Raw genomic sequence first — 13,753 nt, 5'->3', positions numbered from 1 at the left:
CAGAATTATTCGGCGGCGATCTGCGCCGCCTGCTTGCGCAGACGCTGCTTCTCGCCATATGCGGCTGCCGCGTCGCGGACCCAGGCACCGTCCTCGTGCGCCTTCACACGCGCGGCCATGCGTTCCTTGTTGCAGGGACCGTCACCCGAGACGACGCGTTTCAGTTCGGCCCAGTCGATCTCGCCGAAATCGTAATGGCCGCGCTCCTCGTTCCACTTCAGGTCCGGATCCGGCATCTTGAGGCCGAGATACTCGGCCTGCGGTACCGTCATATCGACGAACTGCTGACGCAGATCGTCGTTCGAAACCCGCTTGATCTTCCATTGCATGGACTGCGAGGAATGCGCCGAATCCCGGTCGCTCGGCCCGAACATCATCAGCGACTGCCACCACCAGCGGTCCAGCGCGCTCTGCGCCATGCGCTTCTGGTCCTTCGTGCCGAAGGCCATCGACATCATGATCTCGTAGCCTTGGCGCTGGTGGAAGCTCTCCTCCCGGCAGATCCGCTCCATGGCGCGGGCATAGGGCCCGTAGGAGCAGCGGCAAAGCGCGATCTGGTTGATGATCGCCGCTCCGTCGACCAGCCAGCCGATCGCGCCGATATCCGCCCAGGACAGCACCGGGTAATTGAAGATGCTGGAATATTTCGCGCGCCCCTCATGCAGCGCGTCGATCATCTCCGCGCGGCTGGTGCCGAGCGTCTCGGCGGCGCTGTAGAGATAGAGACCGTGTCCGCCCTCGTCCTGGATCTTGGCCAGAAGCTGGACCTTGCGGCGCAACGACGGCGCGCGCGTCACCCAGCAACCTTCCGGCAGCATCCCGACGATCTCGGAATGGGCATGCTGTGAGATCTGGCGAACCAGCGTCTTGCGATAGCCCTCCGGCATCCAGTCGCGCGGTTCGATCTTGATTTCACGATCGACCTTGGACTGGAAGTGGGCGGCCTCGTCGGCTTCCGAAGGATTACCCGTAATCTGGCTTTGCACCATTGCGTTTCCCCGCTTAACTCGGACGTTGCCGAACAGCATTCTTTAAATGATACAAAATAGTTCTATCGTCCAGAGAAAATTGTATCATATTGACCGAAAGGCAGGAATTCATGAATGATGAGCAATTGCCCCGAAGCGCGGCCGAGGGCGCCCGGGAGACGGCCAGAAAAGTCGCCGACTGGATGTACGAGAACGACCCGGCCACGCGCGGCTTCGGCATGAGTGTGGAGCAGGTTGGTCCGGGCTTCGCCCGGCTTCGGATGACGGTCCGCCCCGAGATGCTGAACGGCCACAGGACCTGCCATGGCGGCATGATCTTCACACTCGCCGACAGTGCTTTCGCCTTCGCCTGCAATTCTGGCAACGCCCTCACCGTGGCGCAGAGCTGCGACATCGATTTCGTCAATCCGGCCCGCGAGGGCGACGAGTTGATCGCAACCTGCGAGGAACGTTTCCACCGCGGCCGGTCGGGGATCTACGACACGGTGGTCACGCTCTCGGACGGAACCGTCGTCGCCCACTTCCGCGGACGCTCGCGGACCGTAGGCGGCGAACTGGTCTCGTCCGGGGCGACCGCATGAGCGTTGCGGCCGAAAGCATGGCGACCCCTGCCCTCGTCCAGTCTCTGCTCGAGGATCTGAAGCCGCGCGCGAAATCGCTCATCGTCACGGTGTTCGGCGATGCCATCCTGCCCCATGGAGGTGAAGTCTGGCTTGGCGACCTGATCCGGCTGATGGAGGTCTTCGAGATCGGCGAAAGGCTGGTGCGAACGTCGGTCTTCCGCCTGACCCATGACGGCGTGCTCGCGCCGCGGCAGGTCGGGCGCCGAAGCATCTATGCGCTGACGGCAGGCGGCCGCCGGCAATTCGATGCCGCCCAGCGCAAGATCTACGCGCCGCTCGGCGAACGGCGGGAACCGGAAAGCGATAGTCCGTGGACCATCGCGCTACTGACCGCCGCGGTCGATGCCGCCGCGCGCGAATCACTACGGCAGGAACTGGGCTGGGCCGGTTTCGGTGCGCTCGGCACCCACGTACTCATCGGCGCCGGCAACGACCTGAAGCGCGCGAAGCAGACCGTCGCCGCCCTCGGTCTCGATCGGAATGTGGCTCTCTTCGAGGCCACGTCCGGCAGTGCCGCCAACAGTCTGCGCGCGCTTTGCCACGATGCCTGGAAGCTCGACGAGACCGACCGCCAGTACCGCGCCTTCATCGAGAGATTCACGTCCCTGGAGGAGCAGCTCTACTCCCAGGATGTCCCGCCATCGCCTGAGGAAGCATTCGCGCTCAGGACCCTGATGATCCATGCCTATCGCCGCACGCTCCTGAAAGACCCCGGACTCCCGCCCGCTCTGATGCCGGACAATTGGAGCGGCCGGACGGCACGAAAACTGGCGGCACGGATCTATGCCAAGCTGCAATACAGCGCACAGGCCTTTATCGAGACCTCGATCGAGGGAACCGACGGTCCCCTTCCCGCGGCCACAGCGCAATTTTCCGCACGCTTTATGCGGATAATTCCGGATTGACCATACTCGATCCGGGCGACCGAACCGGCGCGGATCATAAATTATCCCATCGGCTCAATCGGATATTCCGGGACCATGACTACACAGGAAAACCGCACTCGCCTTCAGCGGTCGCGGGGTGATTAAATGACCTCAATGGTACGGCATCCGCCTGCCGCCGACGCGTTCGAAGTCCACCCCGGCAACCCGTTCTGGATTCGAAATCATGATCGAGATCTATATCGAGTGTTGGGCAAGCCCCGAAGGGGTCCGCTACCCATGGTCCATCTGGAAAGATGGGCGTCAGGTTGACTCCTCCCATGCGACAGCCCTCTACGAGGATCCCGATCAGGCGGAAGCCGCGGCGCGAAAATACTGCGCCGATGTCCTGAAAGCGTCGCCAGCAAATGTGGTTCGGCTGTGAGGCCGTCTCAAACGTTGACGCTCGCGAAATGATAGGTTCAATTGGGTCCGGTTTCGCTCCGAGACCGCATTCTGCACAAAAGATTGATTAGATATGTCCGAGACCAGCAAGCGTGGCCGCCTCGCGGTTGATGTTGGCGGCACCTTTACCGATGTCGCCCTCGAATTCGGTGCCAAACGATTTACCGCAAAGGTGCTGACGACGCCCTCCATGCCCGAGCGCGGCGTGATGAACGGCATCGAAAAGGCCCTCGAGGTTGCGAACGCCAGCCCGGCCGATATCGGACTGCTGATCCACGGCACCACGCTCGCGACCAACGCACTGATCGAGCGCAAGGGTGCGAAGACAGCGCTGATTACCACCGAAGGGCTCCGCGACTCCGTCGAGATGGCCTTCGAGAACCGCTTCGAGCAGTACGACATCAATATCGACAGGCCGGACCCGCTGGTGCCGCGGAACCTGCGCTGGTCGGTCCGCGAACGGCTGAATTTCAAGGGCGAGGTGCTGATCCCGCTCGACGAGAGCAGCGTCGAAGCCCTGGTGCCGCTGATCGACAAGCACGAGATCGGTTCGATCGCGGTCGGCCTGATCCATTCCTATGCCAACGGCGCCCACGAGCAACGCGTCGGCGAGATCCTGAGCAAGGCGCGCCCCGAGCTCAGCATCACCCTTTCGAGCGAGGTCTGCCCGGAGATCCGTGAATACGAGCGCCAGTCGACCGCATCGGCGAACGCCTATGTGCGGCCAATCATGTCCCGCTATCTCGGCATCCTGCGCGAAGACCTGAAACAGCGCGGTTTCGACTGCCCGGTGCTTCTGATGACCTCCGGCGGCGGCCTCACCACGCTCGATACCGCCATGCGCTTCCCGATCCGCCTGGTCGAATCCGGCCCGGCCGGCGGCGCCATCCTGGCGAGCGAGATCGCCCGCGAGTGCGATCTCGCCAGCGTCGTCTCCTACGATATGGGCGGCACCACGGCGAAGATCTGCCTGCTGGACGACTTCCTGCCGCAGACCACGCGCACCTTCGAGGTCGCGCGCGTCTACCGCAACATGAAGGGCAGCGGCTGGCCTGTGCGCATTCCCGCCATCGAGATGGTGGAGATCGGTGCCGGCGGCGGGTCTCTCGCCAAGATCGACAAGCTCGGCCGCATCGCGGTCGGCCCCGAAAGCGCGGGCGCCGACCCGGGCCCGGCCTGCTACGACCAGGGTGGCACCCAGCCGGCCGTGACCGACGCCGACGTGGTGCTCGGAAAGATCGATCCGGAAAGCTTCGCCGGAGGCTCCGTCACGCTCGACACGTCCAAGGCCGAAGCAGCCTTGAAGAGCGAGATCGGCGAGAAGATGGGCCTGACGCCCGCCCTCTCCGCCTTCGGCGTCTGCGAGATCGTCGACGAGAACATGGCCAATGCGGCCCGCGTCCATGCCATCGAATGGGGCAAGGACATCGCCGCCCGCGCGATGATCGCGTTCGGCGGCGCAGCTCCGCTGCATGCGGCACGTCTCGCCGAGAAACTCGACATCCCGACCATCGTGGTGCCGACAGGCGCCGGCGTCGGTTCGGCCATCGGCTTCCTCCGCGCCCCGATCTCCTACGAGGTCGTCCGCTCGCGCTATATGAAGCTCTCCGCGTTCGACCCCGAAGCCGCGAACGCGCTACTCGGCGAAATGGCGGACGAAGCACGTGCCATCGTCGAGAGCGGCGCCGGCGGGGCCAAGCTCACGGAAAGCCGCACCGCCTTCATGCGGTATGTCGGACAGGGTCACGAAATCGCCGTACAGCTGCCTGCAGGGGCGCTGAATGCGGACCATGCCGACGAGATCCGCGCGGCCTTCGAGACCGAATACAAGCGGCTCTATGGGCGCATCATTCCGGGCCCGGAGCCGGAGATCCTGAGCTGGACCCTGAACATGACGGCACCCAGCCCGGAAATCGAGACCGAGCTTGTGGCGCCGGAAGGCGGCGCGGCGAAGCCGACGGGCAGCCGCAGGCTGTTCGACCCGGCGACGGGCGACTATGTCGACGCTGCGATCTATTGGCGCGACGAATTGCCGGTTGGCGCGAAAGTCTCTGGCCCGGCCCTCATCTCCGAGACCCAGACCACGACCGTGGTGACCTCCGTGTTCGACGCGACGGTGAACGAACTCGGCTATCTCGTCCTGACCCGCAAGAACGCGGCCTGAGGGAGAAGACACATGAGCACAACCTCCGCCCTCGACCAGATCCGCATGCAGATCCAGTGGAACCGCCTTCTCTCCGTCGTGGAGGAACAGGCCCAGACCCTGATCCGCACCGCCTTCAGCACCTCCGCGCGCGAAGCCGGCGACATCTCCGCCGGAGTCTATGACACGCGTGGGCGCATGCTGGCGCAGGCCGTTACCGGCACGCCGGGCCATGTCAACGCGATGGCCGCTTCTGTGGGATTCTTCCTCGAGAAATATCCGCTCGCGAAGATGAAGCCCGGCGACGTCTTTGTGACCAACGATCCCTGGCTCGGAACCGGCCATCTGAACGACTTCACCGTCGTCACCCCGACCTTCCGCGGCAACGAGATCGTCGCTCTCTTCGCCTGCACAACCCACGTGGTCGATGTCGGCGGCAAGGGCTTCGGCCCGGACGGACGGCAGATCTACGAGGAAGGCATCAATATCCCGATCATGCGGCTTGCCGAGAACGGCGAGTTCTCGGAGCCGGTGCTGGAGATCATCCGCACGAACGTGCGCAATCCGATCGAGGTGGAAGGTGATCTCTATTCGCTCGCGGCCTGCAACGACGTCGGCGGCCAGCGCCTGCTCGACATGATGAAGGAATTCGCGCTCGACGATCTCGGCCCGCTCGCCGATTACGTCATCGAGAGCGCCCGCGCCGGCATGGCCGCGGAAATCCGCGAACTGCCGAACGGCACCTACCACAATTCCATGCGGATCGACGGCTATGAGTCGCCGATCGATCTGGTCGCGGCACTGACCATTCGGGACGAGGAGATCGCGGTCGATTTCTCCGGCACCTCCGGCGTCTCGACCTACGGCATCAACGTGCCGCTCACCTATACCCAGGCCTATGCCAGCTTCGGCGTGCGCTGCGTCATCGGCGGCGCTGTCCCGAACAATGCGGGCTCGCTCGCCCCGGTAATCATCACCGCGCCACGGGGCAGCATCCTCAACGCGCCGCATCCCTGCGCCGTCACCGCGCGGCACGTGATCGGACAGATGCTTCCGGACGTCGTGCTCGGCTGCCTCAACCAGGTCATTCCGGACCGGGTGCCGGCCGAAGGCACCTCCTGCCTCTGGAACCCCGTTCTGCTCGGCGGCCACGGCCTGACGGACGAGGATTACGGGGACGCCACGCCCTTCGCGATCAACACCTTCCATGCCGGCGGCACCGGCGCGCGTCCGGACAAGGACGGGCTGAACGCGACCGCTTTCCCCTCGGGCGTCCGCAATACCCCGATCGAGGTGAACGAGACCATCGCCCCGCTGGTGATCTGGCGGAAGGAATACCGTCCCGACAGCGGCGGCGCGGGCAAGTTCCGCGGCGGCGTTGGACAGGTGATGGAAATCTCCCATTCCGAGGACGCGCCTTTCGCCATCAACTGCATGTTCGACCGGGTGACCTATCCCGCCCGCGGCCGCAACGGCGGCGGCGACGGCGAGGCCGGGATCATCGAGCGCAAGGTCAAGGGCGACCGGCTGAACGCCAAGGGCCGGCAGCCGATCGGCAAGGGCGACCGTCTCGTGGTCTCGATGCCCGGAGGTGGCGGCCTCGGCAATGCGTTCGAACGCGATCCGGCGGAGGTTGCGCGCGACGTCGTGCTCGGATTTGTCTCTCCCGATGCCGCCCGCTCGGTCTATGGTGTCGCCGTCGACGAGGACGGGCGCATCGACGAAGACCGGACACGGGACCTTCGTGCCGCCCGCTGAGGGGAGCAGAAGGAATGGCGTCAGGCGCCGCAAAGGCGATCACGATCGAGGGACTCGCGAAAGGGTTCGGTGACAAGGAAGTGTTGCGCTCGGTCTCACTGAGCGTACCGGCCGGCGAGTCCACCGTTCTGATCGGCCCGTCGGCGACCGGCAAGTCGGTCCTTCTGAAGTGCCTCCTCGGACTCATGCCGATCGACCGCGGCAGCATGAAATACGGCGACCAGGAACTGCACGGGCTCGACGCGGACGGATGGGATGATTTCCAGGCGCGGGCCGGCATGCTGTTTCAGCAGAATGCCCTCTTCGACAGCTTGCGCATCTGGGAGAACGTCGCTTTCCGTCTGCTGAACCATGAGAAGGTTCCCCGCAAGGAAGCCCGCGAACGTGCTCTCCACCGCATGGCCGAGGTCGGTCTCGGCGCGGAAATGGCCGACCTCTATCCGGTGGAACTCTCCGGCGGCATGCAGAAGCGGGTCGGTGTGGCGCGGGCGATGATCGGCAATCCGGAACTGCTCATCCTCGACGATCCCACCGCGGGGCTCGATCCGATTCTCACAAACTCGATCCTCTCCCTGATCGAACGGGAAACCGGAGGCAAGGACACCACGGTTCTGGTCGTCACAGGCGACATGAAAGCCGCGCGCAGCCGCTTCGACAATGTCGTCATGCTGTTCGACGGCGAGATCAAATGGGCCGGGAAGCGCGAAGCCATCGCGGACGCCGACAACCCCTTTCTCGAACAGATGATCAACGGCCGCGCCCGCGGTCCGATCAAGATGCGCCTCGCCGCGCGCGATTGAGCCCCCCGCAATCGAATTGACCTAGATCAAGGCGCGCCAGGACCACGGCACGCATCCTTGTTGCGCTTGTCTGCCGAAATGCGATCGCAATGGGAAAGCGAACTGGCGATGAACATGATTGCTGCGTTGAACGATGAGCCGGTGAGCAAATCGCCCTGCGCGGGGTGCGAGGACCGGGACTGTCCGATCAGAAATGCCCTTGGAGACGCGGGCCTTGGTCTGTGCGCGGGCGCTATCCGGCAAATTTCCGCGCGTCCCGGGGAGCGGATCGAGATATCCGGATACCAGCCGGACACCGTCTTCAGGGTCGCTTCCGGAATGCTGATGCAGGAACACGTCCTCGGGGACGGTCGTCGGCACGTATCCGCCTTCAAGACCGATGGCGAGATCGCTTGGCCATTGTCAAATGCCAGCATGGGCGAAATCCGGGAATTCTACGAGGCGGTGAAACCGTCCGATATCTGCATCATATCGGTCGATTCCGTCGTGGAAGCGACCTCCCGTCCGGCGGAACTGATGGAAACGCTCTATAGCGCCGCGAAGGACGAAGTCGCACGCGACCAGGCCCGCATGTTGACGCTTGCCCGCTCTTCCGCGGCAGAGCGCCTCGCCGGTTTTCTGGTCGATCTCGCCGGACGCACCGGTCGGCAGACCAAGCGCGGCGTCGAACTCAAACTCAACATGAGGCGCGAACGGATCGCCGACCACCTCGGCATGCAGCCGGAGACCATCAGCCGGATCATGTCGACCTTTAAGAAAGACGGAGCGATCCAGCTTCCGCGACCGACGGTGGTCATCATCCCGAACATCCGGACACTGGCGAATATCGCCTACGGCGCCGGCTGATCCGCCCTAATCGGGCTGCGCGAGAACCGAAAGCACGCTCGCGTCTTCCAGATCCGCCAGAGTGAAGATCCGGCCGGCAAGCTCGTCCGCCCGCGTCGCTCCCAGCACCGGGGCACCCAGAATTCCGAACTTCTCCAGCAGGCGCGCACGCTGGGCCGGCTGGTCGGCCGCCGGTACCCCGACGTCGCGGGTTTCCTCGACCACCGTCCCGTCCTTCAGTTCCGCCCGGACCCGCCCCATCGTGCGGCTGTCGTCCTCGATGCCGACAACGACCGTCCGCCGCCCGAGGTCCCTCAGGCCTGCATCCTGTGCGATTTCGTCCGTGTAGGCGCCGAGATCGGCCGTATCGAGTCCGTTCAGCGCCATGGCAACGGTGTGCCTGAGGCTGAACTTGACCTGCAGTCCCGTCTCCGGCCGCTCGATATTGCAGACCGTCAACGAGTTCTTGTTCACCTCGATCGTCAGCCGCTCGATGGCCTCCGGCGAGATGCCGCGCTCTCGCCGCAGCTCCCGCGCCGCTTCGATCGGCGAGTGAGTGAGATAGCAGGCGGCGTGATACTTGAAGAGATTTCCCTCGACCGCATAAGAGTTGTTGCCGCCGGGCGAGATCTCGATCGGCGTGAAACCGTCCGACTGGGTTGCCGCCAGCCCTTGCGCGCATTCGAGCGCGTCGGTCCGCGACGTCATCCCTTTCAGGGCGAGGCGCGCCGCCAGCAGGCCGTTGGAGGCCGCCTTGCCGACTTGGAACGGCTTCGACATCGTGCCGAACATGGATTTCAGACCCGCCGCCTGCGCCACGGCGAGGCCCAGCGCATGCGCCGCCTGCTCCGCATCGAGGCCGAGAAGGCGCGCCGACGCCGCCGCAGCGCCCAGAGTGCCGATGGTCGCCGTGGTGTGCCACCCCCGGTCGTAGTGGCTGTAACCGATCATCTCGGCGGCAAGGATCTCTGTCTCGTAGCCAACCACGAAGGCATCGAGAAATTCCGGGCCCGAGACAGGCATCGTATCCGCGATCGCCAGCAGCGCCGGAACGAGCGGCACGGTCGGGTGCCCCATCATCCGGGAATTCACATCGTCATAGTCGAGCGCATGAGACGCGGCACCGTTCACCAGCGCGGCATTCAACGGGCTGAGAGCATCCTTGCGGCCAACAAGACGAGCGGGTCCAGTTCCCTCTTCCCGCGCGGTTTCCGCAAGCATCAGGCTGAGCGGCTCGCGGCTCCCCGCGAGCGTAACCGCGAACCAGTCGAGTATCGCGTCCGCCGCCCAGTCATGCGCGGTGCCGCCGAACGAGCCCGGTCCTGCCGATACCGCCCAAGCCGCCAGATCCTTTGTCGGGGTTCCGAGGCTTTCGGTCCTTTGGCTGTCGATTTCGGCGCGTCCCACCTATTCCTCCAGTTTCCGTCCGGTACGATTGAGGCATGTCATAGTCGTGACCCAAGGCATCGGCATGATCGACCGTGACTTGGAATGAGTGTCCGGATTTGCGAGTTATCGAACCATGGAACAAACCGAGGACCAAAGTGCGGCTTTGGAATTTCTCGCGCGCCGCGACAGCTACGATCCGGCGCCGGAGAGCGAGCCTGCACATCTCGCGACCCATGGCAGCCACGTCTTTCTCGTCGGAGATCGTGCTTACAAATTGAAACGGGCGGTTTCCTTTCCCTACATGGATTACGGCACACTCGAACGCCGCAAGCGCTTCACCGAAGCAGAACTGGAGCTCAACCGGCGAACCGCTCCCGACCTTTATCTCGGTATCCGCCGCTTGACCCGGGCCGCCGACGGAGGCCTTGCCTTCGACGGCGAAGGCGAGACAATCGAGTATGTGCTCGAGATGCGCCGCTTCGCCGAGGAAACGCTGCTTGACCGGATGGCCGAAAGCGGAACGCTCACGCCAGCACTGATCGAACGGGCTGCCGAACGGATCCGCGCCTTTCACGAGAGCGCGGAAAGCCTGTCCCTGGATCGGGCACCCGGGGCGGGATCGGCCGGTTTGCGCACAGTCCTTGAGGAGAATTTCGAGGAGTTCAAGGCACAACCGCACTATTTCGCGCCCGAGGATGTCGCCGCCTATACCCGCGATGTCTGGTCCGCCTTCGAGCGCGTCGCGCCGTTGCTCGACCGCAGGGTAGCCGAGGGACAGGCGAAGCATTGCCATGGCGACCTGCATCTCCGGAACATCTGCCTGATCGACGGCGAGCCGACGCTGTTCGACGGGATCGAGTTCAATCCGCTCTTCGCCTGCATCGACGTCCTTTACGACCTGGCCTATTTCCTCAGCGATCTGATCAATCGGGGCCGTGCCGATCTCGCGAACCTCGCCTTCAACCGGTACTTCGTCGATGGCGGTTTCGAGGGCCTCGCCTGCCTGCCGCTATTTATCTCAACCCGATCGGCCGTAAGGGCCAAGATCATGGTCAGCTCCGCCGAAGTGCAAGATGAGACGTCTGCGCGCGCCGAACTGCTGACGCAGTCGCGTCTCTCGTTCGCGGCTGCGGCGGAGCAGATCGCCGATGTGAGTCCGCGTCTGATCGGGATCGGCGGTTTCTCCGGGTCCGGAAAATCGACCCTCGCACGCGCCCTCGCCGCTCGTCTCCGGCCGGCACCCGGCGCGGTGCATCTGCGCAGCGACATCATCCGTAAACAACTCTTCGGCTATCCGCCGACCACGCCCCTCCCGCCCGAAGCCTACCGTCCCGACATCAGTGCCCAAGTCTATGCCCTGATGCTCGAACGCGCCGGGACCGCCCTCAAGGCTGGCTATCCGGCGATCATGGATGCGGTCAACGACCGCCCGGCGGACCGGGAAGCCATGGAACTGCTCGCCGCTTCGCTGGGAGTCCGATTTGACGGATTTTGGCTCGATTTGCCTCCGGAGATCATGGCGAACCGGATCGCCCGACGCCAAGAGGATGCCTCGGACGCCACCGAAAGCGTGATGCTGGACCAGGTAGCGCACGGCCACGGGCCGCTCGGCTCTTGGGCGGAGATCGATGCGTCAGGCTCTCCGGACTCAGCGCAGGACGCCGTGTTTGCCCTGCTCCCCACCGGCCATTGACATACATCAAGGCTCGAAAATCCCGGCTTTCATAGACTCGACCAAATAAAGACCTGAACAGGGATGGTCGATATGCCGAGAATTCTGGAAATCCTGCAGAAGGACCATCAACAGCACGATCTGTTGCTGTCCATCCTCGAAAAGCAGGTGAAAGACGCACATCTGACAGGCGAGCCGGATTACGACGTGGTCTCCGAGATCGTCGATTATTTCCTTACCTATCCGGCCGAATTCCACCACGCGCGAGAAAACAAGATCTACGAGAAGATTCTTGCGCGCGATGCCTCTGCAGCCGAGGAAATCGGCCATATCGAGGAAGAGCACGAGGCCGGCGAAGCCTACATAAAAGCCTTTGCCGGCGCCTTGGCGAGCGTCCTCGGTACGGGGATCGTGACCCGCAAGCAATTCGCCAACGCTGCGCTTGAGTTTATCGAATCCCAGCGCCGCCACATCCGCATGGAAGAGAGCATGTTCTTCCCGACCGCGCTAAGGGTGCTGACGGCGGAAGACTGGAACGCTCTGGACGAGGAGTTGTCCGACCGGGCGGACCCGATCTTCGGCAGCCAGCGCGAAGCCCAGTTCGAGGCTCTGCGGCAGGAAATCGTCGAATTGCAGAACGCGCGGGAGCCGGCGAACGACCGCCTTCCCGCCGGACAGGAAATGAGCGTCTGAAAGGACGCCCAAGCCCCCGATACCTGGTGAATTCCGATGAATATGTTGCGTAAGGAATCCTCGCGGAAAGTTTGCGAGTTCGGGCTGATGCAGAAATATGGCGGACGCAATGTTCCGCGTTACACGAGCTATCCGACGGCGCCGCATTTCAGCGAAGCGGTGGATGCCGGCAACTACAAGCAATGGCTGACGGAACTTACCTCTGAGGACGCGCTCTCGCTCTATCTGCACGTGCCGTTCTGCGACGTGCTTTGCTGGTATTGCGGTTGCGCGACCCAGGTTGCGCGCAATTACGGTCCTGTTGCCGAATATGCCCGCATTCTCGAGCGCGAGATCGCGACTGTCTCCCGGTACCTCCGATCGCCCGGGCCAGTGCGCCATCTGCATTGGGGCGGCGGCTCTCCCAATCGTCTCAACGCGGCCGATTTCTACTCCCTGATGTCGCTCTTGCAGTGCAACTTCCCCTTCGCGGACGACGCCGAGCTCGCGATCGAGATCGACCCGCGAACCCTCGACGACAGCCAGATCGACGCCTATGTCCGCTCGGGTATCAACCGGGTGAGTCTGGGGCTTCAGGATTTCACCCCGAAAGTCCAGAAAAGCATCAATCGGGAACAGCCGTTCGAGCTGGTCGAGCAGCGCGTCCAGGCTCTCCGGGCGGCCGGGATCGAGAAGCTCAATTTCGACCTCATGTACGGTTTGCCATATCAAAGTGCCCCCGATGCGGAACACAGCGTTGCCTTGGCCCTCAGCCTGGAGCCAAGCCGCATTGCCGTTTTCGGCTATGCGCATGTTCCATGGATGCGCAAGCACCAGAAGCTGATCCCGGAAAGCGCCCTGCCCGGCACCCTTGAGCGGCGCGAACAGGCGGAGTTGATGGCGCGCCGGATTCAGGACGCAGGCTATGTGCGGATCGGCCTCGACCATTTCGCGCGTCCCGACGATCCGATGGCACTCGCCGCCTCCGCCGGAACGCTCCGGCGCAATTTCCAAGGCTATACGACTGACGATGCGAACGCCCTGATCGGGTTCGGCGCGTCCTCGATCGGCGCCCTGCCCCAAGGCTACATCCAGAATATTCCGGACGCCCGGCTCTACGAGAAGAGCGTCCGCGAAACCGGTTTCGCCGTTGCCCGGGGAATTGCCCTCAACGACTCGGACAGACTGCACCGCCGGATCATCGAAAAGCTGATGTGCGACGAGCGTGTCGATCTGGCTGAAACCTGCGCCGAACACGGCGTGGAGTTGAAGGACGTCCGATTCGACTCCGCCGCGCTCGCTGAGATGCGGTCGGAAAGCCTTATCGAGTGGGATGGCCGGCGGATCGAGATGACGCCGGAAGGCCGTCCCTATATTCGCGTCGTCGCCGCTCTGTTCGACGCCTATCTGGCGACCGGGAAAGCCCGTCATTCAGGCGCCGTTTAAGCGTTTCGCAAGTGCAATATCGTCATGTTGCGGCGCAATGTCGCTGTGCGTTCCCGCCACATGCCGGTTTTGCCTTTCATGAGAGATCCTGAGTCTTCAGCTCAGGTG

Annotated in this window: 12 protein-coding genes; 10 read left to right on the top strand and 2 right to left on the bottom strand. The window is 63.6% G+C overall.

Annotation, left to right across the window (positions count from 1 at the left end; all coding sequences use genetic code 11):
- Nucleotides 1-5: 5 nt before the first annotated feature.
- The gene (gene paaA, locus IG122_RS03075; RefSeq protein ID WP_193180276.1) at nucleotides 6-989 is read right to left on the bottom strand and encodes a 1,2-phenylacetyl-CoA epoxidase subunit PaaA; all 984 of its coding nucleotides are present in this window, start codon (nucleotides 987-989) and stop codon (nucleotides 6-8) included.
- A 110-nt stretch (nucleotides 990-1,099) separates the two neighbouring features.
- Here paaA and paaI point away from each other — a divergent pair, with 110 nt between their 5' ends.
- The 7 genes from paaI to IG122_RS03040 all read left to right on the top strand — a co-directional run bounded on the left by paaI (nucleotide 1,100) and on the right by IG122_RS03040 (nucleotide 8,487).
- A complete protein-coding gene (gene paaI, locus IG122_RS03070; RefSeq protein ID WP_193180274.1) occupies nucleotides 1,100-1,570 on the top strand; it encodes a hydroxyphenylacetyl-CoA thioesterase PaaI in 471 nt (156 codons plus the stop codon).
- A complete protein-coding gene (locus tag IG122_RS03065; protein WP_193180272.1) occupies nucleotides 1,567-2,517 on the top strand; it encodes a PaaX family transcriptional regulator in 951 nt (316 codons plus the stop codon). Before paaI ends, IG122_RS03065 begins: the two co-directional genes overlap by 4 nt.
- A 205-nt stretch (nucleotides 2,518-2,722) precedes the next feature.
- Nucleotides 2,723-2,920, top strand: coding sequence for a hypothetical protein (locus IG122_RS03060; RefSeq protein ID WP_193180270.1), 198 nt, complete (start codon nucleotides 2,723-2,725; stop codon nucleotides 2,918-2,920).
- Nucleotides 2,921-3,013: 93 nt separating this feature from the next.
- Nucleotides 3,014-5,104 (top strand): hydantoinase/oxoprolinase family protein, encoded by a 2,091-nt coding sequence (locus IG122_RS03055; RefSeq protein WP_193180268.1) that lies wholly within the window; start codon nucleotides 3,014-3,016, stop codon nucleotides 5,102-5,104.
- A 12-nt stretch (nucleotides 5,105-5,116) separates the two neighbouring features.
- Nucleotides 5,117-6,841, top strand: a complete 1,725-nt coding sequence (locus IG122_RS03050) for a hydantoinase B/oxoprolinase family protein (protein ID WP_193180266.1) — start codon at nucleotides 5,117-5,119, stop codon at nucleotides 6,839-6,841.
- A 14-nt stretch (nucleotides 6,842-6,855) separates the two neighbouring features.
- Nucleotides 6,856-7,641 (top strand): ABC transporter ATP-binding protein, encoded by a 786-nt coding sequence (locus tag IG122_RS03045; protein WP_193180264.1) that lies wholly within the window; start codon nucleotides 6,856-6,858, stop codon nucleotides 7,639-7,641.
- A 324-nt stretch (nucleotides 7,642-7,965) separates the two neighbouring features.
- Complete coding sequence (locus IG122_RS03040) at nucleotides 7,966-8,487, top strand: Crp/Fnr family transcriptional regulator (protein WP_193180262.1); 522 nt, start codon at nucleotides 7,966-7,968, stop codon at nucleotides 8,485-8,487.
- Between the two features lie 6 nt (nucleotides 8,488-8,493).
- Here the strand turns inward: IG122_RS03040 and IG122_RS03035 are convergent, their stop codons facing one another.
- Nucleotides 8,494-9,873: an MmgE/PrpD family protein gene (locus IG122_RS03035; RefSeq protein WP_193180260.1), complete on the bottom strand. Its 1,380-nt coding sequence runs from the start codon at nucleotides 9,871-9,873 to the stop codon at nucleotides 8,494-8,496.
- A gap of 115 nt (nucleotides 9,874-9,988) precedes the next feature.
- On the opposite strand from IG122_RS03035, the gene IG122_RS03030 reads away from it, so the two are divergent.
- The 3 genes from IG122_RS03030 to hemN all read left to right on the top strand — a co-directional run bounded on the left by IG122_RS03030 (nucleotide 9,989) and on the right by hemN (nucleotide 13,645).
- The gene (locus tag IG122_RS03030) at nucleotides 9,989-11,548 is read left to right on the top strand and encodes a bifunctional aminoglycoside phosphotransferase/ATP-binding protein (protein WP_193180258.1); all 1,560 of its coding nucleotides are present in this window, start codon (nucleotides 9,989-9,991) and stop codon (nucleotides 11,546-11,548) included.
- A gap of 72 nt (nucleotides 11,549-11,620) precedes the next feature.
- A complete protein-coding gene (locus IG122_RS03025) occupies nucleotides 11,621-12,220 on the top strand; it encodes a hemerythrin domain-containing protein (RefSeq protein WP_193180256.1) in 600 nt (199 codons plus the stop codon).
- 36 nt (nucleotides 12,221-12,256) lie between these two features.
- Nucleotides 12,257-13,645: an oxygen-independent coproporphyrinogen III oxidase gene (gene hemN / locus IG122_RS03020; protein WP_226893276.1), complete on the top strand. Its 1,389-nt coding sequence runs from the start codon at nucleotides 12,257-12,259 to the stop codon at nucleotides 13,643-13,645.
- Nucleotides 13,646-13,753 lie beyond the last annotated feature (108 nt).

Origin of the sequence: Nisaea sediminum (assembly GCF_014904705.1) — a bacterium.
In the GTDB taxonomy this organism is placed as follows: domain Bacteria; phylum Pseudomonadota; class Alphaproteobacteria; order Thalassobaculales; family Thalassobaculaceae; genus Nisaea; species Nisaea sediminum.
This window is presented reverse-complemented; position numbering and strand designations above follow the sequence as displayed.

Excerpts from the sequence above, each read along its gene's own strand:
- IG122_RS03045 (WP_193180264.1), top strand. The coding sequence starts at position 6,856 with ATGGCGTCAGGCGCCGCAAAGGCGATCACGATCGAGGGACTCGCGAAA.
- IG122_RS03050 (WP_193180266.1), top strand. The coding sequence starts at position 5,117 with ATGAGCACAACCTCCGCCCTCGACCAGATCCGCATGCAGATCCAGTGG.
- IG122_RS03030 (WP_193180258.1), top strand. The coding sequence starts at position 9,989 with ATGGAACAAACCGAGGACCAAAGTGCGGCTTTGGAATTTCTCGCGCGC.
- paaI (WP_193180274.1), top strand. The coding sequence starts at position 1,100 with ATGAATGATGAGCAATTGCCCCGAAGCGCGGCCGAGGGCGCCCGGGAG.
- paaA (WP_193180276.1), bottom strand. The coding sequence starts at position 989 with ATGGTGCAAAGCCAGATTACGGGTAATCCTTCGGAAGCCGACGAGGCC.
- IG122_RS03040 (WP_193180262.1), top strand. The coding sequence starts at position 7,966 with ATGCAGGAACACGTCCTCGGGGACGGTCGTCGGCACGTATCCGCCTTC.
- IG122_RS03065 (WP_193180272.1), top strand. The coding sequence starts at position 1,567 with ATGAGCGTTGCGGCCGAAAGCATGGCGACCCCTGCCCTCGTCCAGTCT.
- IG122_RS03060 (WP_193180270.1), top strand. The coding sequence starts at position 2,723 with ATGATCGAGATCTATATCGAGTGTTGGGCAAGCCCCGAAGGGGTCCGC.
- hemN (WP_226893276.1), top strand. The coding sequence starts at position 12,257 with ATGAATATGTTGCGTAAGGAATCCTCGCGGAAAGTTTGCGAGTTCGGG.
- IG122_RS03025 (WP_193180256.1), top strand. The coding sequence starts at position 11,621 with ATGCCGAGAATTCTGGAAATCCTGCAGAAGGACCATCAACAGCACGAT.
- IG122_RS03055 (WP_193180268.1), top strand. The coding sequence starts at position 3,014 with ATGTCCGAGACCAGCAAGCGTGGCCGCCTCGCGGTTGATGTTGGCGGC.